This is a genomic window from Staphylococcus equorum, from assembly GCF_001747895.1.
GTDB classification, from domain to species: domain Bacteria; phylum Bacillota; class Bacilli; order Staphylococcales; family Staphylococcaceae; genus Staphylococcus; species Staphylococcus equorum_A.
In genome coordinates, this window is sequence record NZ_LNNB01000019.1 from 201,525 (window position 1) to 228,229 (window position 26,705).

Below are 26,705 nucleotides of genomic sequence, written 5' to 3' on the forward strand. Positions count from 1 at the left end.
GCCCTTGTATGATATTTTAAAGCAAAATATTAATATAGTAAAAAATATTAGATTATATGCAAAATTATTTTGTATCATTGTGAAATGTAATCATTATCTGTATTGGGCATAAAAAAAGAATAATTAAAATAAGCTTAAAATTTGGAGAGATTCCAAATTTTAAGCTTATAAAGGTATAGCGAATTAAATATGAGCAGCGACGTATTTAAATTTTTTATATTCATAATTGATATTAAAGCCTAGCTCGTTAAAACGTTCAACGAGTGTCGTGTTTTTACTACGTATTTTGAAAAAAACTTTTTCTATATCGTGATTAGTAAACGCGATGTGTATAGCGTGTGATAGTAAATCAAATGCTATGCCTTTAAGTCTATAATCAGAGTGCGAAGAAAAATATTTAATTTCTGCCTTATGACTATTTTCAAATATTTGAAGGTAGAGATAACCTTTCAGTAGTCCCTCAGACATAAACATAAATAAGCGATGATGCTCATCCAGTGATTCAACAATTTCATCAGCAGTCATTACATCATGTTTAAATGTGTGTTCATGCAATTTACTAAATAAACGATAGTAAGCTGGCTGATATTCTGTAATGTTTTGTGCGTGCTCAATTTCACCAATATCTTGTGATGCTACTAAATAATAATCTGTGAAGCTATAAGAAGATTGGATAGTTTTCATAAAATCTAAATAATTTTGTTCTGTTTCTTCAAAAGAAAAGTTGAAACTCGTAGATTCAGATTTGCTCTGTGCCAATGTTTCAAATAAGTTTTGAAAGGCTGGAACTGATGGTGTAACTGATTTATTTACGAAAGGACCAAGAACTTTATATTTATTTTGCTCATATTGAAACGCTGATATTAACATGATGATTTGATCTTGATCATCCATCTGTGCATAGACGCCTGGGTCTTCGATGAGTTGCTTTATATTAGTTGTAATATCTTTATGTGCTGGTGGTAATTTGTATAAATAAGAAGCTGAACGATAATCTGCGTTAATTATAAACTGTTCTATCTGGTCATAGTCGCTTAATTTGATAGTTTTCATAAAATACCTCCGTCTGTAAACTATTAAGTTAATTATAGGAACTTTTTGATATAAATGGAAGTTTCGATGTGCTATATACATGTTACAATAAATATTATATTGAAATTGAAAGGGCGAAATTATGAAATCACTAATTATAGCTGAAAAACCTTCAGTAGGTAGAGACATTGCAAATACTTTGAACGTTAATGAAAAGCGCAATGGCTATTTTGAAAATAATAAATATATAGTTACTTGGGCGTTGGGTCATTTGGTAACGAATGCAACGCCAGAACAGTATGATAATAATTATAAAGAATGGAAACTTGATGTTTTACCCATTATACCAAATAAAATGAAAACTGTTGTTATAAGTAAGACAAGAAAACAATTTTCAACAGTGCAATCTTTAATTAAGAACAATAATGTTAAAGACATCATCATCGCAACTGATGCTGGTAGAGAGGGTGAACTTGTAGCGCGATTAATATTAGATAAAGCACATAATCAAAAACCAATTAAACGTTTATGGATTAGTTCTGTAACAAATAAAGCAATTAAAGATGGTTTTAATAAATTGCAAGATGGTCGTAAATATGACAATTTATATCACGCTGCATTAGCACGCAGTGAAGCAGATTGGATTGTTGGTATCAATGCAACAAGAGCATTGACAACCAAATATGACGCGCAATTGTCACTTGGTCGTGTGCAAACACCAACAATACAATTAGTACAAATGAGACAAAATGAGATTAATCAATTCAAACCACAAACTTATTTCACAATGAAATTGAATGCAGGTGGCCTTAACTTCCAATGTACTAAACCTCAATCACATCCAGATAAAACTGTTTTTGAAGGTATCAAGAAGGAAATTGAAGGACAAGTAGCAACGATTGAAACAATAACTAAAAGTCATAAAAAATCATATCCACAGCAATTGTTTAGTTTAACTGATTTGCAACAAGAAGCTTATAAACGCTATCACTTAGGGCCTAAAGAGACTTTAAATACATTACAGGCGTTGTATGAAAGACATAAACTTGTGACGTATCCTCGTACAGATTCCAACTATTTAACTGATGATATGGTAGATACGCTCAAAGATCGTTTACAAGCAATTATGGCTACAACTTTAAAAGAGATTGCAAAAGGGCAGATGTCACAATCGTTTTCTGCTAAACAAAGATTTGTAAATAACAGTAAGGTATCAGACCATCACGCTATCATACCAACAGAAGTACGTCCTGATATGAATCAATTAAGCCAACGAGAATCCAAAATATACATGATGATTGCGCAAAGATACTTAGAAAATCTAATGCCACCTCATGAATACGAAGCAGTTTCTATAGAATTAAGTGTGGGTGAATATAACTTTACTTTTAAAGATAAAATCACTACAAAATTAGGTTTTAAAGCAGTCTATGATACACAAGAAAAAGCAAATGAACAAATTGCTCAAATGCAAAAAGGTGCGACACTTAAAATCACTCGTGTGAACATAGAGCAACATGAGACCACTCCTCCAGCATATTTTAATGAAGGAACTTTACTCAAAGCGATGGAAAGCCCTCAGAAATTCTTTGCATTAGATGATAAAAAACATAATGATACATTAAAAGAAACAGGCGGTATTGGTACTGTAGCAACCAGAGCGGATATCATAGAAAAATTATTTAATATGAATGCGATTGAAGCACGTGATGGCAAAATAAAAGTAACTTCTAAAGGAAAACAAATTTTAGAATTAGCACCAAAAAAACTTACTTCTCCGTTATTGACAGCAGAATGGGAAGAAAAACTTTCACTCATTGAACAAGGTAAATATGATGTGAAACAGTTTATATCAGAGATGAAGCAATTTACGAACGACGTTGTATCTGAAATTAAGGAAAGTGAACAAAGCTATAAACATGACAATTTAACTACAACTGAATGTCCAACTTGCGGTAAATTTATGATTAAAGTTAAAACGAAAAATGGACAAATGCTAGTTTGTCAGGATCCTACGTGTAAAACGAAAAAGAATGTTCAAAGAAAAACTAACGCACGTTGTCCTAATTGTCATAAAAAAATGACGTTATTTGGAAGAGGGAAGGACGCTGTTTATCGCTGTGTTTGTGGTCATACTGAAAGTCAGACTCAAATGGATAAACGACATAAAAATAAAAAGTCAGATAAAATAAATAAAAAAGATATGAAAAAATATATGAATAAAGATGAAGGTATAGAGAATAACCCATTCCAAGATGCACTAAAAGGCCTTAAATTCTAAAATAATCGAACAAACGAAATATATATTTTAACAAAGTTCGTGTTTGCTATTGTAAAATAGTTAAATTGATATTAAAATATGTAGGTATTTTAAAAAAAGGAGAACTAACTGTGAAAAAGTATTTCAAGTTTGATAAACATGGAACAAGCTATAAGAAAGAGATACTTGGTGGGCTAACGACTTTCTTATCTATGGCATACATTTTAGCTGTTAACCCTCAAGTACTTAGTTTAGCAGGCGTTGAAGGCGTGTCTGACGATATGAAAATGGATCAAGGTGCTATTTTCGTTGCCACAGCACTTGCAGCTTTTGTTGGCTCACTATTTATGGGGCTAATTGCACGATATCCGATTGCTTTAGCACCTGGTATGGGCTTAAATGCATTCTTTGCATTTACTGTTGTATTAACTATGGGCATTCCTTGGGAAGTCGGTTTAACTGGAGTACTATTTTCTGGTTTAGTATTTGCAGTCCTCACAATGACGGGGCTACGGGAAATAATCATAAACGCAATTCCTTTTCAGATGAAAATGGCAGTGTCTGCAGGAATCGGGTTATTTATCACCTTTGTAGGGTTACAAAGTTCAGGTATTATTGTTGCCAATGATTCTACGTTAGTTACATTGGGGCAAATTACTGACGGACCTGTACTCTTAACTATATTTGGTATCATTATCACTGTTATACTCTATGCAGTTAGAGTGCCAGGAGCAATATTTATTGGTATGATGCTTACATCTATTCTTGGTATGATTACTGGTCTTATACATACGCCAAGTGGCATTGTAGGTCAAGTGCCAAGTATTGAACCAACTTTCGGTGCAGCTTTTGAAGCCTTTAAAGATCCATCGCAATTATTTACTGTTCAATTTCTAATTGTTATCCTAACATTCTTATTCATAGATTTCTTTGATACAGCAGGAACTTTAGTAGCAGTAGCTAGTCAAGCTGGTATGATGAAAGATAACAAACTTCCAAGAGCTGGACGTGCACTTTTTTCAGACTCATTAGCGACAATCGTAGGTTCGATTTTTGGTACCACAACAACGACTACATATATTGAATCAACATCAGGTGTTGCTGTCGGAGCAAGGACAGGATTTGCAAGTGTAGTAACAGGTTTTTGTTTCTTATTAGCGATATTCTTTAGTCCGCTTATGGAAGTAGTGACGAGTGCAGTTACCACACCTGCATTAGTTGTAGTTGGTGTCTTAATGGCTTCAAACTTTGCAGAAATAGATTGGAAGAAATTTGAAGTTGCAGTACCAGCTTTTGTCACAATCATCATGATGCCTTTATCATATTCAATTGCGACAGGTATTGCTTGCGGATTTATATTCTATCCAATTACAATGTTAATCTCTAAAAGACATAAAGAAGTACATCCTATCATGTATGGTTTAATGGTATTATTTATTCTCTATTTCGTGTTTGTTCACGGATAAATCAAAAGCACATTGTTGAACGTCAAAGCGACGCAACAATGTGCTTTTATATTTAAAAATAATTAACTTGGATCTGTTTAGAAATCGTATAAGGTATTATACATCAAATACATATTATACAAGAAGTAAAAACAAGTTTCTTCATTATAATAGCAATTTAAGAAAAGGTAATAAAAGTTATGCTGTTAATAAAGAATCGATTTACCCAATTGGTATGATTTAACCAAACAAAGACTCATATAATATACGCTCGATGAAAAATAATTAATCCTAACTAACAGAACTTATAAAACAAATTTAAAAAGAAAGACTAATTACTTTTGAGTTTCTCTATATTCTGTATATACTACTTTTGCATTTTTGTTAGCTACATACAGAGGAGTTGAAAAGAGTACGAATATAAAGAAAAGCATTAAAAAGAATAAAATCCAATGCACAACCATACCGATGAAAGGTAAAAATGCAATGAATGAACCGATAACACCTAATAATGGAATAACCATCATTGGTTTAATTGAGTTTTGTTTATCTACTATAAGTATTATCATAGTTACAAGGTATAATAGGGCGTTAATGAGCAATGGTTGCCAACCAAAACTAAGAATAATGCTGCCACCAAGAAATGGAATACCATAAACAAACTCTCCTATAAGGAGTATAAAGCTCAAAATTATAAGCGTAGTACGAATACCGCTTTTCATATCATATCACCACCTAATATCTACTATTATAAAACAAACCAATGGATTTCAATAACAATAAGTAATAATGAATTCTAGAGATTCAAAAAGATTTTTAAAAAGATTTCAAAAAAGGTTGAAGTGATTAGCGTATTCAAGTACAATAACAAAGTATGTGTTAGACAAAAAGTATAAAAACTTTTGCAGAAAAGCTTGATTAATCACTGCTTTTCATGTAACATATCTAATGTTGGACTTTAAGAACACGCGATGAAGCGAAAGGTTACTGACACACCCGGCCGCTTTGCCATGGCGCTGTGTGAGATAGTTTTCGTGGAGAAGTCTATCACTTAAATGTAGACGAATAAGGAGGGAAAATTATGGCAAAACAAAAAATCAGAATCAGATTAAAAGCTTATGATCACCGCGTAATCGATCAATCAGCAGAAAAAATTGTTGAAACAGCAAAACGTTCTGGTGCAGATGTATCTGGACCAATTCCGTTACCGACTGAAAGATCAGTTTATACTGTAATTCGTGCCGTGCATAAGTACAAAGATTCACGTGAACAGTTCGAACAACGTACACATAAACGTTTGATCGATATTGTTAACCCTACACCAAAAACAGTTGATGCTCTTATGGGCTTAAACTTACCATCTGGCGTAGACATCGAAATCAAATTATAATAGAAAAATTTAGGAGGTGGACTTTCGATGACCAAAGGAATCTTAGGAAGAAAAATCGGGATGACACAAGTTTTCGGAGAAAACGGTGATTTAATCCCAGTAACAGTAGTAGAAGCAAGCCAAAACGTTGTATTACAAAAGAAATCTGAAGAGATTGATGGTTACAACGCAATACAAGTAGGCTACGAAGATAAACGAGCTTATAAAAAAGGTAGTAAAACAAGCAAATATGCTAACAAACCAGCTGAAGGCCATGCTAAAAAAGCAGGCACAGCACCTAAGCGCTTCATTCGTGAATTCAAAAACGTTAATGTTGATGAATACGAAGTAGGTCAAGAAGTCTCAGTTAATACATTTGAAGCTGGAGACGTAATTGATGTAACAGGCGTATCTAAAGGTAAAGGTTTCCAAGGTGCCATTAAACGTCATAATCAAGCACGTGGTCCAATGTCACATGGTTCTCATTTCCATAGATCACCTGGTTCAATAGGTATGGCATCAGATGCTTCAAAAGTCTTTAAAGGACAAAAAATGCCTGGACGTATGGGTGGAGACACAGTAACAGTTCAAAACTTAGAAGTAGTTCAAGTTGACACTGAAAACAATGTAATTTTAGTTAAAGGTAATGTACCTGGACCTAAAAAAGGTTTCTTAGAAATCACTTCATCAATTAAAGGTAATAAATAATATAGAATGAAAGGAGGATATGCATAATGGCAAATTATGATGTATTAAAAGTAGATGGAACTAAATCAGGTTCAGTTGAATTAAACGATGCAGTATTTGCAATCGAACCAAACAACAGTGTTCTTTTTGAAGCAATTAATTTACAACGTGCTTCATTACGCCAAGGTACACACGCTGTTAAGAACCGTTCAGCAGTACGAGGCGGCGGAGCTAAACCATGGAGACAAAAAGGTACAGGACGTGCGCGTCAAGGTACAATCCGTGCTCCACAATGGCGTGGTGGTGGTATCGTATTCGGACCAACACCAAGAAGCTACTCATACAAAATGCCTAAGAAAATGCGTCGTTTAGCATTGCGCTCAGCATTATCTTATAAAGTACAAGAAAAAGGTTTAACTGTTGTTGATACATTAAACTTAGAAGCTCCAAAAACTAAAGAGTTCAAAAATGTACTTTCAAATTTAGAACAACCTAAAAAAGTATTAGTAGTTACTGAATCAGAAGATGTAAACGTAGCATTATCTGCTCGTAACATTCCTGGTGTACAAGTTACTACAGCTCAAGGTTTAAATGTTCTAGATATCACAAGCGCTGACAGTGTAGTAATTACAGAATCAGCTGCTAAAAAAGTTGAGGAGGTGCTAGGATAATGGAAGCAAGAGACGTTCTTAAGCGCCCCGTAATCACTGAAAAATCATCTGTCGCTATGGCAGAAGACAAATACACATTCGACGTTGATACTCGTGCTAATAAAACACAAGTTAAAATCGCTGTTGAAGAAATCTTTGACGTAAAAGTTGCTAATGTAAACATCATCAACTACAAACCAAAGAAAAAACGTATGGGCCGTTACCAAGGCTATACAAATAAAAGACGCGTAGCAATTGTAAAATTAAAAGAAGGATCAATCGATCTATTCAACTAAAACATTACCAATAAGGAGGTAAACGACAATGGCTCTAAAAAAATACAAGCCAATTACTAATGGTCGTCGTAATATGACTGGTTATGATTTCTCAGAAATCACTGAAACAACTCCAGAAAAATCATTATTACAACCGCTACCGAAAAGAGCGGGACGAAATAACCAAGGTAAATTGACAGTTCGCCATCGCGGTGGAGGACATAAACGTCAATACCGTGTTATTGATTTCAAACGTAATAAAGACGGCATCAACGCTAAAGTTGATTCAATACAATATGATCCAAACCGTTCAGCAAACATTGCATTATTAGTTTATGCTGATGGAGAAAAACGCTATATCATCGCTCCAAAAAACCTTAAAGTAGGTCAAGTATTGGAAAACGGTGAAAATGCAGATATCAAATTAGGTAATGCATTACCATTAATTAACATCCCAGTAGGTACAGTAGTACACAACATCGAGTTGAAACCTGGTAAAGGTGGACAAATCGCTCGTTCAGCTGGTGCTAGTGCACAAGTACTTGGTAAAGAAGGTAAATATGTTTTAATCAGATTAAGATCTGGTGAAGTACGTATGATTCTTTCAACTTGCCGTGCTACTATTGGTCAAGTTGGTAACATCCAACATGAACTTGTTAACGTTGGTAAAGCAGGACGTTCTAGATGGAAAGGCAAACGCCCAACAGTTCGTGGTTCTGTAATGAACCCTAACGATCACCCACACGGTGGTGGTGAAGGACGTGCACCTATCGGTATGCCATCTCCAATGTCACCTTGGGGTAAACCTACGCTTGGTAAGAAAACTCGTCGTGGTAAAAAATCTTCAGACAAACTTATCGTTCGTGGACGTAAGAAGAAAAAATAAAAATGACTTATTTGCGTGTGCGGCATGATTGCTGCACGCTCACAATAAGAAGGGAGGCGCCACTATGGCTCGTAGTATTAAAAAAGGACCTTTTGCTGACGATCATCTAAAGAAAAAAGTTGAGGCTCAAAGCGGAAGCGAGAAAAAACAAGTAATCAAAACTTGGTCACGTCGTTCAACTATTTTCCCTGATTTTATCGGACATACATTCGCAGTATATGATGGACGTAAACACGTACCTGTATTCGTAACTGAAGATATGGTTGGTCATAAATTAGGAGAATTCGCACCAACACGTACTTTTAAAGGTCATGCAGCAGATGACAAAAAAACTAGAAGATAACTTCTAACAAGTAGAGGAGGAAATTCGAATGGAAGCAAAAGCGGTTGCTAAAACAATAAGAATCGCACCTCGTAAAGTTAGATTAGTATTAGATCTAATTAGAGGCAAGAGCGCTGGTGAAGCTATAGCGATTTTAAAATTAAAAAACAAAGCTTCATCACCAGTAGTTGAAAAATTATTAATGTCCGCTTTAGCAAATGCTGAACATAACTATGACATGAACACTGATGAATTAATAGTTAAAGAAGCTTATGCTAATGAAGGACCAACATTAAAACGTTTCCGTCCACGTGCACAAGGCCGTGCAAGTGCGATCAACAAACGTACAAGCCACATTACAATCGTCGTAAGTGACGGTAAAGAAGAAGCTAAAGAAGCTTAATAATCTTTTAAGGAGGGAACACTGTGGGTCAAAAAATTAATCCAATCGGACTTCGTGTTGGTATCATCCGTGATTGGGAAGCTAAATGGTATGCAGAAAAAGACTTCGCATCATTATTACACGAAGATTTAAAAATCCGTAAGTTTATTGATAACGCATTAAAAGAAGCATCAGTTTCTCAAGTTGAAATTGAGCGTGCTGCTAACCGTATCAACATCGCTATTCATACTGGTAAACCAGGTATGGTAATCGGTAAAGGCGGTTCAGAAATTGAAAAATTACGTAATAAATTGAACTCATTAACAAGCAAAAAAGTACACATCAACGTTATTGAAATCAAGAAAATTGATTTAGATGCTAAACTTGTTGCTGAAAATATTGCAGTACAATTAGAAAACCGTGCATCGTTCCGTCGTGTACAAAAACAAGCTATTACTAGAGCTATGAAAAATGGCGCTAAAGGTATCAAAACACAAGTTTCAGGTCGTTTAGGCGGAGCTGACATCGCTCGTATTGAGCAATATTCAGAAGGAACTGTTCCACTTCATACACTACGTGCCGACATTAGTTATGCACATGCAGAAGCTGACACTACTTACGGTAAATTAGGTGTCAAAGTATGGATTTATCGTGGAGAAGTTCTTCCTACTACTAAGAACACTAGTGAAGGAGGAAAATAATAATGTTACTACCAAAACGTGTAAAATATCGTCGCCAACATCGTCCTAAAACAACTGGTCGTTCTAAAGGCGGTAACTATGTAACATTTGGTGAGTATGGTTTACAAGCAACTACAACTTCTTGGATCACATCTCGTCAAATCGAATCAGCTCGTATTGCAATGACACGTTTCATGAAGCGTGGCGGGAAAGTTTGGATTAAAATCTTCCCACATACACCTTACACTAAAAAACCTTTAGAAGTACGTATGGGTGCTGGTAAAGGTGCGGTTGAAGGCTGGATTGCAGTAGCAAAACCAGGTAGAATTTTATTTGAAATCGCAGGCGTTGACGAAGAAGTTGCGCGCGAAGCATTACGTTTAGCTAGTCACAAACTTCCAGTGAAAACTAAGTTTGTAAAACGTGAAGAATTGGGTGGTGAAACAAATGAAAGCTAAGGAAATTAGAGACTTAACCACTTCAGAAATCGAAGAACAAATTAAATCTTCAAAAGAAGAGCTTTTTAACCTACGCTTTCAGTTAGCAACAGGTCAATTAGAAGAAACTGCACGTATTCGCACGGTAAGAAAAACGATTGCACGTCTAAAAACTGTTGTTCGTGAAAGAGAAATTGAACAAGGTAAAGCTAATCAATAATTTAATTTAAAGAGGAGGTTACTATAGTGAGCGAAAGAAATGATCGTAAAGTTTATGTAGGTAGAGTCGTTTCCGATAAAATGGATAAAACTGTAACTGTACTTGTTGAAACATACAAAATGCACAAATTATATGGTAAACGAGTAAAATACTCTAAAAAATACAAAACTCATGATGAAAACAACTCAGCTAAATTAGGGGACACAGTAAAAATACAAGAAACACGTCCTTTATCAGCAACTAAACGTTTCCGTTTGGTAGAAATTGTTGAAGAATCAGTTATTATTTAATAAATAGTGAAGATAAAGGAGGTTTAACTCATGATCCAACAAGAAACACGATTAAAAGTAGCAGATAACTCTGGTGCACGTGAAGTTCTTACAATTAAGGTATTAGGTGGATCTGGTCGTAAAACAGCGAATATTGGTGACGTTATCGTAGTAAGTGTTAAAAATGCTACACCAGGTGGCGTTGTCAAAAAAGGTGAAGTAGTTAAAGCTGTTATCGTACGTACTAAATCAGGCGTACGTCGTAACGATGGTTCATACATCAAATTTGATGAAAATGCATGTGTCATTATTCGCGACGATAAAGGCCCACGCGGTACTCGTATCTTTGGACCTGTTGCACGTGAATTACGTGAAGGCAACTTCATGAAAATTGTATCATTAGCTCCAGAAGTACTTTAATAATACATTTATAAATATATAAATTTAAGGAGGTGCCACACATGCATATCAAAAAAGGTGACAACGTAAAAGTTATCGCAGGTAAAGACAAAGGTAAAGAAGGTAAAGTTGTTGCAACTGAACCTAAAAAAGACCGTGTCGTTGTGGAAGGTGTCAATACAATCAAAAAGCACCAAAAACCAACTCAATTTAATCCTGAAGGTGGAATCTTAGAAACAGAGGCAGCAATCCATGTTTCTAACGTACAATTATTAGATCCTAAAACGAATGAACCAACACGCGTAGGTTATAAATTCGAAGATGGCAAAAAAGTTCGTATCGCTAAAAAATCAGGCGAAGAAATCAAAACTAATAATTAATAACTAATTGAAAGGAGGATCCACTGTGAACCGTTTAAAAGAAAAATTCAACTCTGAAGTTACTCAAAACTTAGTGAAACATTTCAACTATAGTTCAGTAATGGAAGTGCCGCAAATTGATAAAATCGTAGTAAATATGGGTGTCGGTGACGCTGTACAAAATACTAAAGTATTAGATGATGCTGTAGAGGAATTACAAGCTATCACTGGTCAAAAACCATTAATCACAAAAGCTAAAAAATCTGTTGCAACATTCCGTTTACGTGAAGGTATGCCAATTGGTGCTAAAACAACTTTACGTGGTGAAAGAATGTATGACTTTTTAGATAAATTAATTTCTGTATCACTACCTCGTGTACGTGACTTCCGTGGTGTATCTAAATCTGCATTTGATGGCAGAGGTAACTACACTTTAGGTGTTAAAGAACAATTAATTTTCCCTGAAATCGACTATGACCGAGTAAGTAAAATACGAGGAATGGATATCGTTATCGTAACAACTGCTAACACTGACGAGGAAGCTCGTGAATTGTTAACACAATTCGGTATGCCATTTCAAAAATAATCTCTAAAGGAGGCTAATTAAGTGGCTAAAACTTCAATGGTTGCTAAGCAACAAAAAAAACAAAAGTTCCAAGTACGTGAATATACTCGTTGTGAACGCTGTGGTCGTCCACATTCCGTATATCGTAAATTCAAATTATGCCGTATTTGTTTCCGTGAATTAGCTTATAAAGGCCAAATCCCTGGCGTTCGTAAAGCTAGCTGGTAATATAAAAAGTCTGAAAGGAGGCAACAATCAATGACAATCAACGATCCAATTGCAGATATGCTAACTCGTGTAAGAAACGCCAACATGGTGCGTCACGATAAATTAGAATTACCTGCTTCAAACATTAAAAAAGAAATTGCTGAAATTTTAAAAAGTGAAGGTTTCATTAAAAACGTAGAATTTGTTGAAGACGATAAACAAGGGGTTATCCGTTTATTCCTTAAATATGGTCAAAACAATGAACGTGTTATCACTGGATTAAAACGTATTTCTAAACCAGGTTTACGTGTTTATGCTAAAGCTAACGAAGTACCTAAAGTACTTAACGGTCTTGGCATTGCATTAGTTTCTACTTCAGAAGGTGTTATCACTGATAAAGAAGCAAGAAAACGTAATATCGGCGGAGAAATCCTAGGTTACGTTTGGTAATAATAAATAACAAGGAGGTGCGATAACATGAGTCGTGTTGGTAAAAAAATTATTGACATCCCTAGTGACGTAACAGTAACTATTGAAGGCAATACAGTAACTGTTAAAGGTCCTAAAGGTGAATTGTTTAAAACTATGGATGAAAGAATGACATATAAACAAGATGAAAGTACTTTAGAAGTTGTGAGACCATCTGATTCTAAAGATGATAAAACAGTACATGGTACAACTCGTACTTTAATTAATAATATGATCATCGGTGTTAAAGAAGGATACCAAAAAACATTAGAACTAGTAGGTGTAGGTTACCGTGCTCAAATGCAAGGTGAAAACTTAATCCTTAATGTTGGCTATTCACACCCAGTTGAAATTAAAGCTGATAATGGTGTTAGTTTCGCTGTTGAAAAAAATACTAAAGTTACAGTAACTGGTATTTCTAAAGAAGCAGTTGGCGCTATCGCTTCAAACATTCGTGCAACAAGACCACCAGAACCGTATAAAGGTAAAGGAATTCGCTATCAAGGAGAATTCGTTCGCCGTAAAGAAGGTAAAACTGGTAAATAATAAATAACTTTCAGAAGAAAGGAGTAATAAAATGATCAGCAAAATAGATAAAAACCAAGTGCGTTTGAAAAGACATGCTCGTGTCCGTAATAAATTGTCAGGCACAGCTGAAAAACCACGTTTAAACATCTATCGTTCAAACAAACATATTTACGCACAAGTTATCGATGATGTTAATGGCAAAACATTAGCACAAGCATCAACACAAGAAAAAGACTTAGCAAATGAAACAGGTTCAAAAGTTGAACTTTCAGCTAAAGTCGGCGAAACTGTAGCTAAAAGAGCTAGCGATAAAGGTATTAAAACAATTGTTTTTGACCGTGGAGGATATTTATACCATGGCCGTGTTAAAGCCTTAGCAGATGCAGCTCGTGAAAATGGATTAGAATTTTAATTTGAAGGAGGGACATTTACATGGCTCGTAGAGAAGAAGTGAAAGAATTTGAAGAACGCGTTGTTACAATTAACCGTGTTGCTAAAGTTGTAAAAGGTGGTCGTCGTTTCCGTTTCACTGCTTTAGTAGTGGTTGGAGATAAAAACGGTCGCGTTGGATTCGGTACTGGTAAAGCACAAGAAGTGCCAGAAGCAATCAAAAAAGCAGTAGAAGCAGCTAAGAAAGATTTAGTAGTTGTTCCACGTGTTGAAGGTACAACACCTCACATTATTAATGGTCGTTTCAGTTCAGGTAATGTTTTAATGAAACCAGCAGCACCAGGTACTGGTGTTATTGCAGGTGGCCCTGTTCGTGCGGTATTAGAATTAGCTGGTATCACTGATATCTTAAGTAAATCTTTAGGATCAAATACACCAATCAACATGGTTCGTGCAACAATTAATGGATTAAAAAACCTTAAAAATGCTGAAGAAGTTGCGAAATTACGCGGCAAATCAGTAGAAGAATTATACAATTAAGGAGGGAAAATAAGTTATGGCTAAAGTACAAATTACCCTCACTCGTAGTGTTATAGGTCGTCCAGAAACACAACGTAAAACTGTTGAAGCTCTAGGTTTGAAAAAAACGAACTCTTCAGTAGTTGTTGAAGATAACCCTGCTATTCGTGGGCAAATCAACAAAATAAGTCACTTAGTGACAGTAGAAGAAAAATAATTAAGGAGGTGCCGAAATGAAATTACATGAGCTAAAACCGTCAGAAGGTTCTCGTAAAGTACGTAACCGTGTTGGACGTGGTGCAGCAACTGGTAACGGTAAAACTAGTGGCCGTGGACAAAAAGGTCAAAAATCACGTTCAGGTGGTAGTGTAAGACCAGGTTTCGAAGGTGGTCAATTACCATTATTCCGTCGTTTACCAAAACGAGGTTTTACTAACATTAACCGTAAGGAATATGCTATTGTTAACTTAGACCAACTTAATAAATTTGAGGATGGTACTGAAGTAACTCCTGCTTTATTAGTAGAATCTGGTGTAGTTAAGAACGAAAAATCTGGTATTAAAGTACTAGGTAAAGGTTCACTAGACAAAAAGTTAACTGTGAAAGCTAACAAATTCTCTGCGTCTGCAGTAGATGCTATTGATGCAAAAGGCGGAGCACACGAGGTGATCTAATGTTTCAAACGCTTGTGAGCTTCTTTAAAACTAAAGAAGTTCGTAACAAGATCTTTTTTACTCTCGCAATGTTAGTTATTTTTAAGATAGGTACTTATATTCCAGCACCTGGTGTAAATCCAGCTGCTTTTGACAGTAGACAAGGATCTCAAGGTGTCACTGATTTATTAAATACATTTGGTGGCGGAGCCTTGCAGAATTTCTCAATCTTTGCCATGGGTATAATGCCTTACATTACTGCATCAATTGTGATGCAGCTATTACAAATGGATATTGTTCCGAAGTTTTCTGAGTGGGCAAAACAAGGTGATGCAGGTAGAAAGAAACTTACAAACATCACACGTTATTTTGCTATTGTACTTGCCTTTATCCAATCAATTGGTATGGCGTTCCAATTTAATAATTATCTAAAGGGTCAATTGATTATTGATCAATCAATCCTTAGTTATTTATTAATCGCTGTTGTATTAACAGCTGGTACAGCATTCTTAATTTGGATGGGTGACCAAATCACTCAATTCGGTGTCGGTAATGGTATTTCAATTATCATCTTTGGTGGTATTTTGTCATCACTACCTTCATCATTAATTCAGTTCTATCAACAGTCATTCGTAGGTCAAGATGATACTACAATGGCATGGTTAAAAGTTCTAGGATTAGTTATTGGAATGGTATTATTAACAGTCGGTGCAATATTTGTATTACAAGCTATTCGTAAAATTCCAATTCAATATGCGAAAAAGCAATCAACACAACGATTAGGTTCACAAGCAACATATTTACCTTTGAAAGTTAACGCTGCTGGGGTTATCCCGGTTATCTTTGCAATGGCATTCTTCTTGTTACCTAGAACATTAACATTGTTCTTCCCTGACGCTAGTTGGGCGCAGAAGATTTCAGACGTGGCAAATCCATCGAGTAATATCGGTATGATTGTTTATGTGGTGCTTATTATTGCGTTCACATACTTCTATGCATTTGTTCAAGTCAATCCTGGAAAGATGTCAGATAATCTCAAGAAACAAGGAAGTTATGTTCCAGGTATTAGACCTGGTGAACAAACAAAAAAATATATTACTGGAGTTCTCTATCGTTTAACATTTGTAGGGTCAATATTCTTAGCTGTAATTGCGATTCTGCCAATCATTGCTACTAAAGTAATGAGCTTACCTCAATCTATTCAGCTTGGTGGTACTAGCTTACTTATTGTAATTGGTGTAGCAATTGAAACAATGAAGAGTCTTGAAGCTCAAGTGACTCAGAAAGATTATAGAGGCTTTGGTGGTAGATAAATTGTAGGAGGGCACTTATGAATATCATTTTAATGGGTTTACCTGGTGCAGGTAAAGGAACTCAAGCGAGTGAAATTGTAAAGAAATTCCCAATTCCACACATATCTACTGGAGACATGTTCAGAAAAGCGATTAAAGATGGAACAGATTTAGGCAAAGAAGCTAAATCATTCATGGATCGTGGAGAATTAGTCCCTGATGAAGTAACTGTGGGCATCGTTAAAGATAGAATTTCTGAAGACGATGCAAAAAAAGGATTCTTACTTGATGGCTTTCCTCGTACTATTGAACAAGCTGAAGCATTAAATGAAATTATGCAAGAATTAGATAGAAAAATTGATGCTGTTATCAATATAGAGGTAGCTGAAGAAGAATTAATGAACCGCCTAACTGGTCGTAGAATTTGCGAAAAATGCGGAACAACTTATCATCTTGTATTCAATCCTCCTAAAGTTGAAGGTATTTGTGATCTTGATGGTGGTAAATTATACCAACGTGAAGATGACAACCCAGAAACAGTTGCAAATCGTTTAAATGTCAATGTTAAACAGTCTAAACCTATCTTAGAATTCTATGATAATAAAAAAGTATTAAAAAACATTGATGGTTCAAGAGATATTAAAGTCGTTACTGAAGACGTTATCGATATCTTAGAAAACTTAAAATAATATCAACTTGTACGGTCTATGGAATGTCGAAAGTATAATTGAATAAGAGTGACAATGCGATATAGTAATTCATTTTAATTTTGTTAAACTTATTAACAACACTTATAGACTCGTATGGTTAGAGTTGATTGTTGACGATAACCAACTATTGCAAAAAGGGGGAAGTTAATAAATGGCTAAACAAGATGTTATTGAATTAGAAGGTACTGTGTTAGATACTTTACCAAATGCAATGTTTAAAGTAGAATTAGAAAATGGTCATGAGATTTTAGCTCACGTAAGTGGTAAAATCAGAATGAATTATATTCGTATTCTGCCTGGCGACAAAGTAACTGTAGAAATGTCTCCGTACGATTTAACGCGCGGAAGAATTACGTATCGTTATAAATAATCGTCACTCCATAATATAGGGAGGTATTAAAATGAAAGTAAGACCATCAGTAAAACCAATTTGCGAAAAATGTAAAGTCATTAAACGTAAAGGTAAAGTAATGGTAATTTGTAGCAACCCAAAACATAAACAAAGACAAGGCTAATAAAGAGAGGTGTAAATAATTATGGCACGTATTGCAGGAGTAGATATTCCACGTGAAAAACGTATTGTTATTTCATTAACTTATGTATATGGTATCGGTACTACTACAGCGAATAAAATTGCTGAAGAAGCTAACGTTTCACCAGATACACGCGTTAACGAATTAACTGATGATGAATTAGGTCGTATCCGTGAAGTAGTAGATAGCTATAAAGTAGAAGGTGACTTACGTCGTGAGCAAAACTTAAACATTAAACGTTTAATGGAAATCTCATCATACCGTGGTATCCGTCACCGTCGTGGCTTACCAGTACGCGGACAAAAGACTAAGAACAATGCTCGTACTCGTAAAGGCCCAGTTAAAACTGTAGCTAACAAGAAAAAATAATAGGTAAAGGAGGCAAAATTTAAATGGCACGTAAACAAGTATCTCGTAAACGTAGAGTGAAAAAGAATATTGAAAATGGTGTGGCTCACATCCGTTCAACATTCAATAATACAATCGTAACAATTACTGATGAATTTGGTAATGCGTTATCATGGTCATCAGCAGGTGCACTTGGATTCAAAGGATCAAAAAAATCAACTCCATTCGCAGCTCAAATGGCATCAGAAACTGCTGCTAAATCAGCTATGGAACATGGTTTGAAATCTGTTGAAGTCACTGTAAAAGGCCCAGGTCCTGGTCGTGAATCAGCTATCCGTGCGTTACAATCAGCTGGATTAGATGTAACTGCAATCCGTGACGTTACTCCAGTTCCACATAATGGTTGTCGTCCACCAAAACGTCGTCGCGTATAATTTTATTGTTATTGTCGCAGGTCACTGAGAAATTACAGTACAAATCAAGTCGACGTAATCAAGGAGGATATTTGTAAATGATTGAAATCGAAAAACCTAGAATTGAAACAATTGAAATTAGTGATGATGCTAAATTCGGTAAGTTCGTTGTTGAACCACTAGAACGTGGCTACGGTACTACACTAGGAAACTCCTTACGTCGTATCCTACTATCTTCATTACCAGGTGCAGCCGTTAAATACATTGAAATCGAAGGCGTATTACATGAATTCTCAGCTATAGATAATGTTGTTGAAGATGTTTCTGCAATTATTATGAACATCAAAAAATTAGCATTAAAAATCTATTCTGAAGAAGAAAAAACTTTGGAAATCGATGTTAAAGATGAAGGCGAAGTAACTGCAAGTGACATTACTCATGATAGTGATGTAGAGATACTGAATCCTGAGATTAAAATTGCAACTGTTTCTAAAGGTGGACATTTAAAAATCCGTCTCGTTGCGAATAAAGGTAGAGGCTACGCATTAGCAGAACAAAATAACACTAGTGATTTACCAATTGGTGTAATTCCAGTTGATTCATTATATTCACCTGTAGAACGTGTTAACTATACTGTAGAAAACACACGCGTAGGTCAAAGTAGTGATTTTGATAAATTAACGTTAGATGTTTGGACTAATGGTTCTATAACGCCACAAGAGTCTGTTTCATTAGCTGCAAAAATCTTAACTGAACATTTGAATATCTTTGTTGGATTAACTGATGAAGCACAAAATGCTGAAATCATGATTGAAAAAGAAGAAGATCAAAAAGAAAAAGTTCTTGAAATGTCAATTGAGGAATTAGATTTATCTGTACGTTCTTACAACTGTTTAAAACGCGCAGGTATCAACTCTGTACAAGAGTTAGCTGATAAATCAGAAGCTGATATGATGAAAGTCCGTAATTTAGGTCGTAAATCTTTAGAAGAAGTTAAATATAAACTTGAAGATTTAGGTTTAGGCTTAAGAAAAGAAGATTAATATAAAGGAGGTTAACTCATGGGTTACAGAAAATTAGGTCGTACTTCTGATCAACGTAAAGCTATGTTACGCGATTTAGCTACTTCACTTATCGTTAGTGAACGTGTTGAAACTACAGAAGCACGTGCAAAAGAACTACGTAGTGTTGTTGAAAAATTAATCACTTTAGGTAAAAAAGGAGATTTAGCTTCTCGTCGTCAAGCTGCTAAAACTTTACGTAATGTTGAAATCTTAAATGATGATGAATCAATTCAAACTGCACTACAAAAATTATTCGGTGAAGTTGCTGAACGTTATACAGAACGTCAAGGCGGTTACACTCGTATTCTTAAAGTAGGCCCTCGTCGCGGTGACGGAGCTGAATCAGTAATTATCGAATTAGTTTAATTTAAATATACGTACTACTATGTATAAAGCAAATGAGTGCAACGATAATGTTTGCCACATACAAATATTGTCTAGCTCAGAGTACCCCATCAAACTTAATAAACTTTAAAGCGTGAACTCAAAAATATGATGGGGTGCGCGCTTTTTTTATTTATAAGGCCCCCTCAATTCTGTAGGAATTGAGGGGGCCTTATGCAATTGCAAATCAACTATGAACCTCTGAAGTTAACACATTAGTAAAGGATGAACACTTACACTAATGCGCAAATGTCAAAAGAGCTATATTATAAAAGTTTTAAAGTACTTCTTTATAGCAGTGTTTCTTTAGACTTTACTAGTGCTTCTTTAGAAAGTTTCATGTAAAATAGGATAAGTATACAACAATGATGAATATAAATTTTGGGAGGCAATTGATATGGAAACGCGAGATAATATTATTACATTTAACCATGTTTCATTTAAATATAATAGTGATGAACGATTTGCGTTAAATGATGTATCTTTTGAGATTCCAAAAGGACAATGGACATCAATTGTAGGACATAATGGCTCAGGTAAATCTACTATCGCCAAACTCATGATAGGCATAGAATCACCATTTGATGGTGATATTTATTTGCGTAATAGATTAGTTCACGAAGATAATTTGAATTACCTAAGACAGCACATTGGCATTGTGTTCCAAAATCCTGAAAATCAATTTGTAGGGTCTACAGTGGAGTATGACGTTGCATTTGGTTTAGAAAATAATGGCGTAACATATGAAAGCATGCAGACTATTGTGCCTGAAGCATTAGCTGACGTAGAAATGTTAGATCGGGCTACATATGAACCCCAGTCTCTCTCAGGAGGCCAAAAGCAACGTGTTGCAATTGCAGGGGTTCTCGCTTTGAATACAGATATCATTATATTAGACGAAGCTACATCTATGTTAGACCCTGCTGGTAGAAATGAATTACTTTCATTGATTCATCGTTTAAAAGACGATAAAGATGTTACGATTATTTCTATTACACATGATTTGTCAGAAGCAGTAGAGGCCGACCATGTAGTGGTATTAAATGAAGGTACTGTATATCAATCGGGCTTACCACAAGAAATTTTTAGTGATGGTAATGAACTCACAAAGATTGGTTTAGACCTTCCATTTTCAATGCGGATGAATCAGCAGTTATTAGGCGTTACTGATTACATAACTTATGAAGGGTTGGTAAGAAAATTATGACGGTTCATTTTAACCAAGTTAGTTATGTATATCAAAATGGCACACCGTTTGAGTATCTCGCGTTGGAAGACATTGTCACGTCATTTGAAAAAGGGAAATACTATGCTGTGATAGGACAAACTGGTTCTGGTAAATCGACATTGATTCAGCATTTCAATGGTCTTTTAAAGCCAACTAATGGTGCGTTAGAAGTAGATGATATAACAATCACCCATAAGACTAAAGATAAGTTTTTAAAGCAAGTACGTAAACGAGTAGGGGTTGTATTTCAATTTCCAGAGTCACAGCTATTCGAAGATTCAGTTGAAAGAGAGATTCTTTTTGGTCCTCAAAACTTTAATATGCCTCTTAACGAAGTAAAAGAACGTGCGTTTCGTTTACTATTAGAATTTGGTTTTAATAGGGATGTATTGCAGCAGTCTCCTTTTCAAATGTCAGGTGGTCAAATGAGAAAGATTGCAATTACATCAATATTGGCAATGGATCCAGACATTGTTATTTTAGATGAACCTACTGCAGGCCTTGATCCAAAGAGTAGAAAACAAATCATGGAATTAATAAAAAAACTTCAAGTAGAACAACAAAAAACAATCATCCTTGTAACGCATGAAATGAATGATGTAGCCAAATATGTAGATGAAGTTAAAATTATGAGCAATGGCAAACTTATTGATTCATGTACACCACGTAAACTATTTAGTGATACGAATTACGTGAATCAAATGCACTTAGATGTACCAAACATTGTGAAACTGCAAAGAGATATTGAAGATAAACATCAATATTATTTTAATAAAATCGCATTAACTGAAGCAGAATTTATTGAAATGTATAAGGAGTGGCAACAACATGAGAGATAAATTTATCATAGGTCGCTATCTTCCGTTAGATACAATAATCCATCGTTTGGACCCTCGTTCAAAATTGATATTTGTCTTCTTATTTATTGTATTAATCTTTTTTGCACATTCGTTTGCTACTTATTTTTGGTTGTTTCTATTAATATTAAGTTTTATGAAATTAGCTCATATTAAATTATGGTTTTTAGTAAAAGGATTGACACCAATTTGGATATTTCTCATCTTTACCTTTCTAATGCATTTGTTTCTAACCAAAGGTGGCACAAGAATATTTGAGCTTTCATTTATCTCCATCGATACAAATGGTATTTTAGAGGGTATTTATATTGTCTTGAGACTTATGTTCATCATTATGATTTCAACGATATTAACGCTAACGACAAGTCCTATTGACTTAACAGACGCATTTGAAAGGTTATTATCACCATTGAAACTTGTTAAAATACCTGTACATCTGTTGAGCATGATGATGTCGATAGCATTGCGATTTATACCGACACTGATGAATGAGTTAGATAAAATTATTTTAGCTCAAAAATCTCGTGGCTCAGAAATAAGCGCTGGAGGATTGGTTAATCGAGTAAAAGCATTTATACCATTATTAATACCATTGTTTATTTCTGCGTTTCAAAGAGCAGAAGATTTAGCTATCGCCATGGAAGTAAGAGGCTACGATACTAAAAAACAACGTACGAGTTATCGTAAGTTGCAATGGCGATGGACAGATGTATTAGTACTCACATTACTAATACCAATAGCAGTGATATTGTTTGTTTTAAAATATATAGGAGTGTAATGCATGATGCGTGTTTTAGTAAATATTTCATACCAAGGAAGTCAGTTTCTTGGTTTTCAAATACAACAAAATGGTAGAACGGTACAACAACAGTTTGAGAAAATACTTAAAAGAATGCATAAACGTCATGTGCGAATTCACCCAAGTAGTAGAACAGATAAAGGTGTTCATGCACTAGAGCAATATTTTCATTTTGATACGGAATTAAACATCGCTGCACCGCAATGGAAGTACGTAATGAATCGCGCTTTGCCTGATGATGTATATGTGAATGATGTAACATTCGTGGACGATGATTTTCATTGTAGATATGATTGTGTCGGCAAGTCTTATCGTTATAAAATTTATCAATCTGAGCATAAGGATCCTTTTCAATGTGGTTTAAAAACATATATTACTGATTCATTAGATATTGAAAAAATGAATAGGGCAGCTCAATTATTTGTGGGAACGCATGATTTTACGGGTTTTTGTTCACAAAAAACAGAAGTAGAGAGTAAAGTTCGCACATTGTATGAAAGTCGAATTAAAATTACAGAAAATGGTCTAGATTATATTGTCACAGGCTCAGGATTCCTATATAATATGGTACGTGTGCTTATGGCGTTTCTATTAGAAGTTGGCAAAGGAAAGCGTAATCCTGAAGAGGTACCTGAACTATTAATGATGAAAGATCGTAATCAGGTGCCGTATACTGCACCATCAGAAGGATTATATTTAGAGCGGATTTATTTGACACCTTCAGCGTTAATCAATGACTTTGGTAGTAATATAAAAATACATCAAAAAAAATCATCACAAAATGATTAAATAAGATTGACAAAACGGCTTAAAAATTATACGATTACTAACGGTATTGTTTTATATCACCCACGATAAGCCCCGGAATCTTATTGTGTAACAAGATATAGAAGCACGTAGAACAAGAACAAAAAATTAACAAAATAAATGACATCTAAACTTAAAAGTAATAACTATTAAACAAGAAACATTTATTTATTCTAGGAGGACAATTATATGCGTCAAACATTTATGGCTAATGAATCAAACATTGAGCGCAAATGGTATGTTATTGATGCTGAAGATAAAACACTTGGTCGTTTATCATCAGAGGTAGCAACTATTTTACGCGGTAAAAATAAAGCAACTTATACACCACACGTTGATACAGGTGATTATGTAATTATCATCAACGCTTCAAAAATACATTTTACAGGTAACAAAGAACAAGATAAAATGTATTATCGTCACTCAAACCACCCAGGCGGAATTAAATCAATTTCTGCTGGTGAGTTAAAAGCTAAGAACCCAGAACGTTTACTTGAAAATTCAATTAAAGGTATGCTACCAAGCACGCGTTTAGGTGAAAAACAAGGTAAAAAATTATTTGTATATGGTGGCGCTGAACATCCACACGCTGCACAACAACCAGAAAACTACGAGTTACGTGGTTAATTAAAAGGAGGAAATTACATTGGCACAAGTTGAATATAAAGGCACAGGCCGTCGTAAAAACTCAGTAGCACGTGTACGTTTAGTACCAGGTGAAGGTAATATTACTGTTAACGGCAGCGATGTACGTAGCTACTTACCATTTGAATCATTAATTTTAGATATAAACCAACCGTTTGATGTTACAGAAACTAAAGGTAACTATGATGTTTTAGTTAACGTTCACGGCGGTGGATTTACTGGACAAGCTCAAGCAATCCGTCACGGTATTGCTCGTGCATTATTAGAAGCAGATCCTGAATACAGAGGTTCTTTAAAACGCGCTGGATTACTTACTCGTGATCCTCGTATGAAAGAACGTAAAAAACCAGGTCTTAAAAAAGCTCGTCGTTCACCACAGTTCTCAAAACGTTAATATTACTACTGCAACTGTTGCGAACTTATTCGCTTCCAGATACAGTACGCAAATTAGTGTAGACAGTTTGTGTTCGATATTAAAAAGCACTTTCCAATTATATTGGAAAGTGCTTTTTTTGTATTACAAAATAAAAATTTATTTTAAAACGTTAAGTATGATAAGATGTTGGGTAATTAAAGAAAATAACTCTATAATATAAGGCGTGATTACATGGAAGATAAAAAGAACTCTCGTAATTTCTACACAGTACTACTTATCATTTTGCTCGTTGCCTTATTAAGTGTGGTTATTTTAGTAATTAAATATTATGGAAATAACGAATATCCTGTCAGAAGTGATTCCGAGGAAGCGATACCTACATTTTACCTTCATGGATATAAAGGCTCAGCTGATTCAGGGAATTTTCTAGTAAATTCAGCTATTAAGTCAGGTGCATCAAAAGAGGTTATTCAAGCATATGTTTCATCTGATGGAAAGGTGACATTCGATGGAAACTTAACAAGTAAATCTAAATATCCAATTATTAAAATTAAGTTAGAAGATAATAATAATGAAAATGTAGAAAAAAATGCAAAATGGATAAGAAATGTCATCATTGCCACGAACTATCAATATAACTTTGAAAAATTTAATTTTGTCGCACATTCTATGAGCAATAAATCATTTAGTTACTATATGTTAAATTATGGAGACGATGAACAACTACCTACTTTAAATAAAGTAGTAAATTTAGCTGGAAACTTTAATGGTGAGGTAGATGTAGATGGTAAAAAATTAAATGTTGAATTAGATAAAAATGGTAAGCCTAATAAAATGATGGATGATTATAAAGAATTACGAGCAATGAAACATAAATATCCTGATAACGTAAATGTGCTAAATATATATGGAGACATAGAAGATGGCACAGATTCAGATGGTAGGGTGACTAATGTATCTTCAAGGTCATTAAAGTATTTATTAGGTGACAGCGTAAAATCATATGATGAATTTAAAGTGCATGGCCCTAATGCAGAGCATGGAAAACTAGCAAATAATAAAAAAGTGCAAGATAAAATAAATGAATTCTTATGGAATAAAGATCTTTAAATTAAAATATCATGCAAAAAAGCAACATATCAGCCGACAGTTAAATGTGTGCGATATGTTGCTTTTATTATTTTGTCATATTTTCCTTGGCAATTAACTCTAGCAGTGTTTTCCGTTGTGTTTCACCAAAAACGTGTGGTTGAATCATAATTTCATCAGCATTAAATCTTAGAGCAACATCATTCAGTGCTTTCATAACATCATTAGGTAAACCTGAAATCACTCTATTTTGGTTAAAATTCTTTTTATCTTGTTCACGTGTTGAGAGTTGTCGATGCATTGCAAATTCTATTGAAGGATAAAACTCAGGCTGATCCAAATAGCCAATGCGCACTAACCATAAATGAAATGCATGCTCTAATTGCGTTATTTGTGATTGCTGTTCTGCAGTAATTACAAACGTAGAAATAATGACATAAGATTGGCTTTCAGGATGAAATTGTTTAAATAAGTCACGATAATGATTAATAACACTTTCAATATTGTGGTTAGCTTGACCCATAAGCGCAACTACGAAAGGTAATCCTTTTTCCGCAGCAATGGCAGCACTTTGTTTACTCATACCTAATATATATATACTTGGCTTCGTATCGATTAATGGCGTCGCTTGTAAGCCTTTAAAACGATGATTATGAGTATTGTCATCATTAAAATAATACATTAAATCATTAATTTGTGTTTTGTAACTTATATCTTTTGTTTTAGACTCATTTAAAGCCTGATTTACATTTTTGAAGCTAGGCGAGTGTCCTGTGCCTAAATCGACGCGTCCAGGGTGACGTGCTTCCATTAATTTAAATTGTTCTGCAATTTTATATGCACTATAATGAGGCAGCATAATACCGCCACTTCCAATATGAATGGAAGATGTTTGTTCTAAGAGTGACATCATAACCATTTCAGGCGCACTAGAGGCTACAGAGAACACTTGATGATGCTCTGCAACCCAATAGCGATAAAAGCCTAATGACTCAGCTAACTGAGCTAATTCAACAGTATGGTTTAAAGCTTGTGTCGCGTTGCGGCCTTCAAAAATTGGAACATAATCTAAAATACTTAGTTTCACTTAAATATCTCCTTATTACTTTATATCGGTCAGTATATGAATTTAAAGTAAGCATAACATGACCGTATAGA

At 34.7% G+C, this 26,705-nt stretch carries 41 protein-coding genes; 38 read left to right on the plus strand and 3 right to left on the minus strand.

The genetic code is table 11. The features are described 5' to 3' along the window. Nucleotides 1-183: 183 nt before the first annotated feature. Nucleotides 184-1,053 (minus strand): GNAT family N-acetyltransferase, encoded by an 870-nt coding sequence (locus AST02_RS09600; RefSeq protein ID WP_069817639.1) that lies wholly within the window; start codon nt 1,051-1,053, stop codon nt 184-186. A gap of 121 nt (nt 1,054-1,174) precedes the next feature. On the opposite strand from AST02_RS09600, the gene AST02_RS09605 reads away from it, so the two are divergent. After that, nucleotides 1,175-3,313, plus strand: coding sequence for a DNA topoisomerase III (locus AST02_RS09605; RefSeq protein ID WP_069817640.1), 2,139 nt, complete (start codon nt 1,175-1,177; stop codon nt 3,311-3,313). Nucleotides 3,314-3,423: 110 nt separating this feature from the next. Continuing rightward, on the plus strand, nt 3,424-4,758 hold the full coding sequence (locus AST02_RS09610) for an NCS2 family permease (RefSeq protein ID WP_046465820.1): 1,335 nt from the start codon (nt 3,424-3,426) through the stop codon (nt 4,756-4,758). A 314-nt stretch (nt 4,759-5,072) separates the two neighbouring features. On the opposite strand, the gene AST02_RS09615 is transcribed toward AST02_RS09610, so the two are convergent. Then, nucleotides 5,073-5,459 carry a hypothetical protein gene (locus tag AST02_RS09615; protein ID WP_069817641.1) on the minus strand — a complete coding sequence of 129 codons (387 nt, stop codon included), beginning with the start codon at nt 5,457-5,459 and terminating at the stop codon, nt 5,073-5,075. Between the two features lie 359 nt (nt 5,460-5,818). On the opposite strand from AST02_RS09615, the gene rpsJ reads away from it, so the two are divergent. The 36 genes from rpsJ to AST02_RS09795 all read left to right on the plus strand — a co-directional run bounded on the left by rpsJ (nt 5,819) and on the right by AST02_RS09795 (nt 25,568). Then, nucleotides 5,819-6,127: a 30S ribosomal protein S10 gene (rpsJ, locus tag AST02_RS09620; RefSeq protein WP_002482611.1), complete on the plus strand. Its 309-nt coding sequence runs from the start codon at nt 5,819-5,821 to the stop codon at nt 6,125-6,127. Nucleotides 6,128-6,154: 27 nt separating this feature from the next. After that, entirely contained in the window at nt 6,155-6,814 is a 660-nt protein-coding gene (gene rplC, locus AST02_RS09625) for a 50S ribosomal protein L3 (protein ID WP_021338403.1), read from the plus strand. 26 nt (nt 6,815-6,840) lie between these two features. After that, the gene (gene rplD / locus AST02_RS09630) at nt 6,841-7,464 is read left to right on the plus strand and encodes a 50S ribosomal protein L4 (protein WP_069817642.1); all 624 of its coding nucleotides are present in this window, start codon (nt 6,841-6,843) and stop codon (nt 7,462-7,464) included. Next, a complete protein-coding gene (rplW, locus tag AST02_RS09635) occupies nt 7,464-7,739 on the plus strand; it encodes a 50S ribosomal protein L23 (protein ID WP_002506966.1) in 276 nt (91 codons plus the stop codon). Before rplD ends, rplW begins: the two co-directional genes overlap by 1 nt. A gap of 28 nt (nt 7,740-7,767) precedes the next feature. Then, nucleotides 7,768-8,604: a 50S ribosomal protein L2 gene (rplB, locus tag AST02_RS09640; RefSeq protein WP_064783527.1), complete on the plus strand. Its 837-nt coding sequence runs from the start codon at nt 7,768-7,770 to the stop codon at nt 8,602-8,604. Nucleotides 8,605-8,668: 64 nt separating this feature from the next. Continuing rightward, complete coding sequence (gene rpsS, locus AST02_RS09645; protein ID WP_002482616.1) at nt 8,669-8,947, plus strand: 30S ribosomal protein S19; 279 nt, start codon at nt 8,669-8,671, stop codon at nt 8,945-8,947. 28 nt (nt 8,948-8,975) lie between these two features. Next, on the plus strand, nt 8,976-9,329 hold the full coding sequence (rplV, locus tag AST02_RS09650) for a 50S ribosomal protein L22 (RefSeq protein ID WP_002482617.1): 354 nt from the start codon (nt 8,976-8,978) through the stop codon (nt 9,327-9,329). A gap of 23 nt (nt 9,330-9,352) precedes the next feature. Beyond that, entirely contained in the window at nt 9,353-10,009 is a 657-nt protein-coding gene (gene rpsC, locus AST02_RS09655; protein ID WP_046465817.1) for a 30S ribosomal protein S3, read from the plus strand. 2 nt (nt 10,010-10,011) lie between these two features. Continuing rightward, entirely contained in the window at nt 10,012-10,446 is a 435-nt protein-coding gene (rplP, locus tag AST02_RS09660) for a 50S ribosomal protein L16 (RefSeq protein WP_021338400.1), read from the plus strand. Next, nucleotides 10,436-10,645 (plus strand): 50S ribosomal protein L29, encoded by a 210-nt coding sequence (rpmC, locus tag AST02_RS09665; RefSeq protein ID WP_002506970.1) that lies wholly within the window; start codon nt 10,436-10,438, stop codon nt 10,643-10,645. The genes rplP and rpmC overlap by 11 nt, the downstream gene beginning before the upstream one ends. 26 nt (nt 10,646-10,671) lie before the next feature. Continuing rightward, nucleotides 10,672-10,935 (plus strand): 30S ribosomal protein S17, encoded by a 264-nt coding sequence (gene rpsQ, locus AST02_RS09670; RefSeq protein ID WP_002506971.1) that lies wholly within the window; start codon nt 10,672-10,674, stop codon nt 10,933-10,935. A 30-nt stretch (nt 10,936-10,965) separates the two neighbouring features. Further along, the gene (gene rplN, locus AST02_RS09675; protein WP_002506972.1) at nt 10,966-11,334 is read left to right on the plus strand and encodes a 50S ribosomal protein L14; all 369 of its coding nucleotides are present in this window, start codon (nt 10,966-10,968) and stop codon (nt 11,332-11,334) included. A gap of 41 nt (nt 11,335-11,375) precedes the next feature. After that, on the plus strand, nt 11,376-11,693 hold the full coding sequence (rplX, locus tag AST02_RS09680; protein ID WP_002506973.1) for a 50S ribosomal protein L24: 318 nt from the start codon (nt 11,376-11,378) through the stop codon (nt 11,691-11,693). Between the two features lie 25 nt (nt 11,694-11,718). Next, nucleotides 11,719-12,258, plus strand: a complete 540-nt coding sequence (gene rplE / locus AST02_RS09685; protein ID WP_046465816.1) for a 50S ribosomal protein L5 — start codon at nt 11,719-11,721, stop codon at nt 12,256-12,258. Between the two features lie 21 nt (nt 12,259-12,279). Beyond that, the gene (locus tag AST02_RS09690; RefSeq protein ID WP_002482625.1) at nt 12,280-12,465 is read left to right on the plus strand and encodes a type Z 30S ribosomal protein S14; all 186 of its coding nucleotides are present in this window, start codon (nt 12,280-12,282) and stop codon (nt 12,463-12,465) included. Nucleotides 12,466-12,495: 30 nt separating this feature from the next. Then, on the plus strand, nt 12,496-12,894 hold the full coding sequence (rpsH, locus tag AST02_RS09695) for a 30S ribosomal protein S8 (protein WP_002506975.1): 399 nt from the start codon (nt 12,496-12,498) through the stop codon (nt 12,892-12,894). A 27-nt stretch (nt 12,895-12,921) separates the two neighbouring features. Next, on the plus strand, nt 12,922-13,458 hold the full coding sequence (rplF, locus tag AST02_RS09700) for a 50S ribosomal protein L6 (protein WP_046465815.1): 537 nt from the start codon (nt 12,922-12,924) through the stop codon (nt 13,456-13,458). A gap of 31 nt (nt 13,459-13,489) precedes the next feature. Next, nucleotides 13,490-13,852, plus strand: coding sequence for a 50S ribosomal protein L18 (gene rplR / locus AST02_RS09705; protein ID WP_002506977.1), 363 nt, complete (start codon nt 13,490-13,492; stop codon nt 13,850-13,852). Between the two features lie 20 nt (nt 13,853-13,872). Continuing rightward, the gene (gene rpsE, locus AST02_RS09710) at nt 13,873-14,370 is read left to right on the plus strand and encodes a 30S ribosomal protein S5 (RefSeq protein ID WP_002506978.1); all 498 of its coding nucleotides are present in this window, start codon (nt 13,873-13,875) and stop codon (nt 14,368-14,370) included. Between the two features lie 16 nt (nt 14,371-14,386). Beyond that, nucleotides 14,387-14,566, plus strand: a complete 180-nt coding sequence (rpmD, locus tag AST02_RS09715) for a 50S ribosomal protein L30 (protein WP_021338399.1) — start codon at nt 14,387-14,389, stop codon at nt 14,564-14,566. Nucleotides 14,567-14,582: 16 nt separating this feature from the next. After that, nucleotides 14,583-15,023 carry a 50S ribosomal protein L15 gene (rplO, locus tag AST02_RS09720; protein WP_046465814.1) on the plus strand — a complete coding sequence of 147 codons (441 nt, stop codon included), beginning with the start codon at nt 14,583-14,585 and terminating at the stop codon, nt 15,021-15,023. Continuing rightward, entirely contained in the window at nt 15,023-16,315 is a 1,293-nt protein-coding gene (secY, locus tag AST02_RS09725; RefSeq protein WP_046465813.1) for a preprotein translocase subunit SecY, read from the plus strand. The genes rplO and secY overlap by 1 nt, the downstream gene beginning before the upstream one ends. A gap of 17 nt (nt 16,316-16,332) precedes the next feature. Continuing rightward, nucleotides 16,333-16,983, plus strand: coding sequence for an adenylate kinase (locus AST02_RS09730; protein WP_002506982.1), 651 nt, complete (start codon nt 16,333-16,335; stop codon nt 16,981-16,983). A 172-nt stretch (nt 16,984-17,155) separates the two neighbouring features. Next, nucleotides 17,156-17,374 (plus strand): translation initiation factor IF-1, encoded by a 219-nt coding sequence (infA, locus tag AST02_RS09735; protein ID WP_001118443.1) that lies wholly within the window; start codon nt 17,156-17,158, stop codon nt 17,372-17,374. Nucleotides 17,375-17,405: 31 nt separating this feature from the next. Next, nucleotides 17,406-17,519, plus strand: a complete 114-nt coding sequence (rpmJ, locus tag AST02_RS09740) for a 50S ribosomal protein L36 (RefSeq protein ID WP_002482634.1) — start codon at nt 17,406-17,408, stop codon at nt 17,517-17,519. Between the two features lie 21 nt (nt 17,520-17,540). Further along, nucleotides 17,541-17,906, plus strand: coding sequence for a 30S ribosomal protein S13 (gene rpsM, locus AST02_RS09745; protein WP_002506983.1), 366 nt, complete (start codon nt 17,541-17,543; stop codon nt 17,904-17,906). A 23-nt stretch (nt 17,907-17,929) separates the two neighbouring features. Continuing rightward, nucleotides 17,930-18,319 carry a 30S ribosomal protein S11 gene (gene rpsK / locus AST02_RS09750; RefSeq protein ID WP_002506984.1) on the plus strand — a complete coding sequence of 130 codons (390 nt, stop codon included), beginning with the start codon at nt 17,930-17,932 and terminating at the stop codon, nt 18,317-18,319. A 77-nt stretch (nt 18,320-18,396) separates the two neighbouring features. Then, a complete protein-coding gene (locus AST02_RS09755; protein WP_002506985.1) occupies nt 18,397-19,341 on the plus strand; it encodes a DNA-directed RNA polymerase subunit alpha in 945 nt (314 codons plus the stop codon). Between the two features lie 18 nt (nt 19,342-19,359). Next, complete coding sequence (rplQ, locus tag AST02_RS09760; protein WP_002506986.1) at nt 19,360-19,728, plus strand: 50S ribosomal protein L17; 369 nt, start codon at nt 19,360-19,362, stop codon at nt 19,726-19,728. A gap of 415 nt (nt 19,729-20,143) precedes the next feature. Further along, the gene (locus AST02_RS09765; protein ID WP_069817643.1) at nt 20,144-20,953 is read left to right on the plus strand and encodes an energy-coupling factor transporter ATPase; all 810 of its coding nucleotides are present in this window, start codon (nt 20,144-20,146) and stop codon (nt 20,951-20,953) included. Then, on the plus strand, nt 20,950-21,813 hold the full coding sequence (locus tag AST02_RS09770; protein WP_046465811.1) for an energy-coupling factor transporter ATPase: 864 nt from the start codon (nt 20,950-20,952) through the stop codon (nt 21,811-21,813). The genes AST02_RS09765 and AST02_RS09770 overlap by 4 nt, the downstream gene beginning before the upstream one ends. Then, nucleotides 21,803-22,609, plus strand: a complete 807-nt coding sequence (locus AST02_RS09775; protein WP_069817644.1) for an energy-coupling factor transporter transmembrane component T family protein — start codon at nt 21,803-21,805, stop codon at nt 22,607-22,609. Before AST02_RS09770 ends, AST02_RS09775 begins: the two co-directional genes overlap by 11 nt. Before the next feature lie 6 nt (nt 22,610-22,615). Beyond that, nucleotides 22,616-23,419: a tRNA pseudouridine(38-40) synthase TruA gene (truA, locus tag AST02_RS09780; RefSeq protein ID WP_046466036.1), complete on the plus strand. Its 804-nt coding sequence runs from the start codon at nt 22,616-22,618 to the stop codon at nt 23,417-23,419. A 207-nt stretch (nt 23,420-23,626) separates the two neighbouring features. Then, nucleotides 23,627-24,064: a 50S ribosomal protein L13 gene (rplM, locus tag AST02_RS09785; RefSeq protein WP_002506991.1), complete on the plus strand. Its 438-nt coding sequence runs from the start codon at nt 23,627-23,629 to the stop codon at nt 24,062-24,064. A 19-nt stretch (nt 24,065-24,083) separates the two neighbouring features. Further along, the gene (rpsI, locus tag AST02_RS09790; RefSeq protein ID WP_002506992.1) at nt 24,084-24,476 is read left to right on the plus strand and encodes a 30S ribosomal protein S9; all 393 of its coding nucleotides are present in this window, start codon (nt 24,084-24,086) and stop codon (nt 24,474-24,476) included. Between the two features lie 213 nt (nt 24,477-24,689). Beyond that, complete coding sequence (locus AST02_RS09795) at nt 24,690-25,568, plus strand: alpha/beta hydrolase (RefSeq protein ID WP_069817645.1); 879 nt, start codon at nt 24,690-24,692, stop codon at nt 25,566-25,568. A gap of 67 nt (nt 25,569-25,635) precedes the next feature. Here AST02_RS09795 and AST02_RS09800 read toward each other — a convergent pair whose 3' ends face one another. After that, complete coding sequence (locus tag AST02_RS09800) at nt 25,636-26,634, minus strand: LLM class flavin-dependent oxidoreductase (RefSeq protein WP_046465808.1); 999 nt, start codon at nt 26,632-26,634, stop codon at nt 25,636-25,638. Nucleotides 26,635-26,705 lie beyond the last annotated feature (71 nt).

What these genes read in the sequence shown, in the direction of transcription:
- AST02_RS09600 (WP_069817639.1), bottom strand. Translation starts at nt 1,053, where the DNA reads ATGAAAACTATCAAATTAAGCGACTATGACCAGATAGAACAGTTTATA.
- AST02_RS09605 (WP_069817640.1), top strand. Translation starts at nt 1,175, where the DNA reads ATGAAATCACTAATTATAGCTGAAAAACCTTCAGTAGGTAGAGACATT.
- AST02_RS09615 (WP_069817641.1), bottom strand. Translation starts at nt 5,459, where the DNA reads ATGAAAAGCGGTATTCGTACTACGCTTATAATTTTGAGCTTTATACTC.
- rpsJ (WP_002482611.1), top strand. Translation starts at nt 5,819, where the DNA reads ATGGCAAAACAAAAAATCAGAATCAGATTAAAAGCTTATGATCACCGC.
- rplC (WP_021338403.1), top strand. Translation starts at nt 6,155, where the DNA reads ATGACCAAAGGAATCTTAGGAAGAAAAATCGGGATGACACAAGTTTTC.
- rplD (WP_069817642.1), top strand. Translation starts at nt 6,841, where the DNA reads ATGGCAAATTATGATGTATTAAAAGTAGATGGAACTAAATCAGGTTCA.
- rplW (WP_002506966.1), top strand. Translation starts at nt 7,464, where the DNA reads ATGGAAGCAAGAGACGTTCTTAAGCGCCCCGTAATCACTGAAAAATCA.
- rplB (WP_064783527.1), top strand. Translation starts at nt 7,768, where the DNA reads ATGGCTCTAAAAAAATACAAGCCAATTACTAATGGTCGTCGTAATATG.
- rpsS (WP_002482616.1), top strand. Translation starts at nt 8,669, where the DNA reads ATGGCTCGTAGTATTAAAAAAGGACCTTTTGCTGACGATCATCTAAAG.
- rplV (WP_002482617.1), top strand. Translation starts at nt 8,976, where the DNA reads ATGGAAGCAAAAGCGGTTGCTAAAACAATAAGAATCGCACCTCGTAAA.
- rplP (WP_021338400.1), top strand. Translation starts at nt 10,012, where the DNA reads ATGTTACTACCAAAACGTGTAAAATATCGTCGCCAACATCGTCCTAAA.
- rpmC (WP_002506970.1), top strand. Translation starts at nt 10,436, where the DNA reads ATGAAAGCTAAGGAAATTAGAGACTTAACCACTTCAGAAATCGAAGAA.
- rplN (WP_002506972.1), top strand. Translation starts at nt 10,966, where the DNA reads ATGATCCAACAAGAAACACGATTAAAAGTAGCAGATAACTCTGGTGCA.
- rplX (WP_002506973.1), top strand. Translation starts at nt 11,376, where the DNA reads ATGCATATCAAAAAAGGTGACAACGTAAAAGTTATCGCAGGTAAAGAC.
- rpsH (WP_002506975.1), top strand. Translation starts at nt 12,496, where the DNA reads ATGACAATCAACGATCCAATTGCAGATATGCTAACTCGTGTAAGAAAC.
- rplF (WP_046465815.1), top strand. Translation starts at nt 12,922, where the DNA reads ATGAGTCGTGTTGGTAAAAAAATTATTGACATCCCTAGTGACGTAACA.
- rplR (WP_002506977.1), top strand. Translation starts at nt 13,490, where the DNA reads ATGATCAGCAAAATAGATAAAAACCAAGTGCGTTTGAAAAGACATGCT.
- rpsE (WP_002506978.1), top strand. Translation starts at nt 13,873, where the DNA reads ATGGCTCGTAGAGAAGAAGTGAAAGAATTTGAAGAACGCGTTGTTACA.
- rpmD (WP_021338399.1), top strand. Translation starts at nt 14,387, where the DNA reads ATGGCTAAAGTACAAATTACCCTCACTCGTAGTGTTATAGGTCGTCCA.
- rplO (WP_046465814.1), top strand. Translation starts at nt 14,583, where the DNA reads ATGAAATTACATGAGCTAAAACCGTCAGAAGGTTCTCGTAAAGTACGT.
- secY (WP_046465813.1), top strand. Translation starts at nt 15,023, where the DNA reads ATGTTTCAAACGCTTGTGAGCTTCTTTAAAACTAAAGAAGTTCGTAAC.
- AST02_RS09730 (WP_002506982.1), top strand. Translation starts at nt 16,333, where the DNA reads ATGAATATCATTTTAATGGGTTTACCTGGTGCAGGTAAAGGAACTCAA.
- infA (WP_001118443.1), top strand. Translation starts at nt 17,156, where the DNA reads ATGGCTAAACAAGATGTTATTGAATTAGAAGGTACTGTGTTAGATACT.
- rpmJ (WP_002482634.1), top strand. Translation starts at nt 17,406, where the DNA reads ATGAAAGTAAGACCATCAGTAAAACCAATTTGCGAAAAATGTAAAGTC.
- rpsM (WP_002506983.1), top strand. Translation starts at nt 17,541, where the DNA reads ATGGCACGTATTGCAGGAGTAGATATTCCACGTGAAAAACGTATTGTT.
- rpsK (WP_002506984.1), top strand. Translation starts at nt 17,930, where the DNA reads ATGGCACGTAAACAAGTATCTCGTAAACGTAGAGTGAAAAAGAATATT.
- AST02_RS09755 (WP_002506985.1), top strand. Translation starts at nt 18,397, where the DNA reads ATGATTGAAATCGAAAAACCTAGAATTGAAACAATTGAAATTAGTGAT.
- rplQ (WP_002506986.1), top strand. Translation starts at nt 19,360, where the DNA reads ATGGGTTACAGAAAATTAGGTCGTACTTCTGATCAACGTAAAGCTATG.
- AST02_RS09765 (WP_069817643.1), top strand. Translation starts at nt 20,144, where the DNA reads ATGGAAACGCGAGATAATATTATTACATTTAACCATGTTTCATTTAAA.
- AST02_RS09770 (WP_046465811.1), top strand. Translation starts at nt 20,950, where the DNA reads ATGACGGTTCATTTTAACCAAGTTAGTTATGTATATCAAAATGGCACA.
- AST02_RS09775 (WP_069817644.1), top strand. Translation starts at nt 21,803, where the DNA reads ATGAGAGATAAATTTATCATAGGTCGCTATCTTCCGTTAGATACAATA.
- truA (WP_046466036.1), top strand. Translation starts at nt 22,616, where the DNA reads ATGCGTGTTTTAGTAAATATTTCATACCAAGGAAGTCAGTTTCTTGGT.
- rplM (WP_002506991.1), top strand. Translation starts at nt 23,627, where the DNA reads ATGCGTCAAACATTTATGGCTAATGAATCAAACATTGAGCGCAAATGG.
- AST02_RS09795 (WP_069817645.1), top strand. Translation starts at nt 24,690, where the DNA reads ATGGAAGATAAAAAGAACTCTCGTAATTTCTACACAGTACTACTTATC.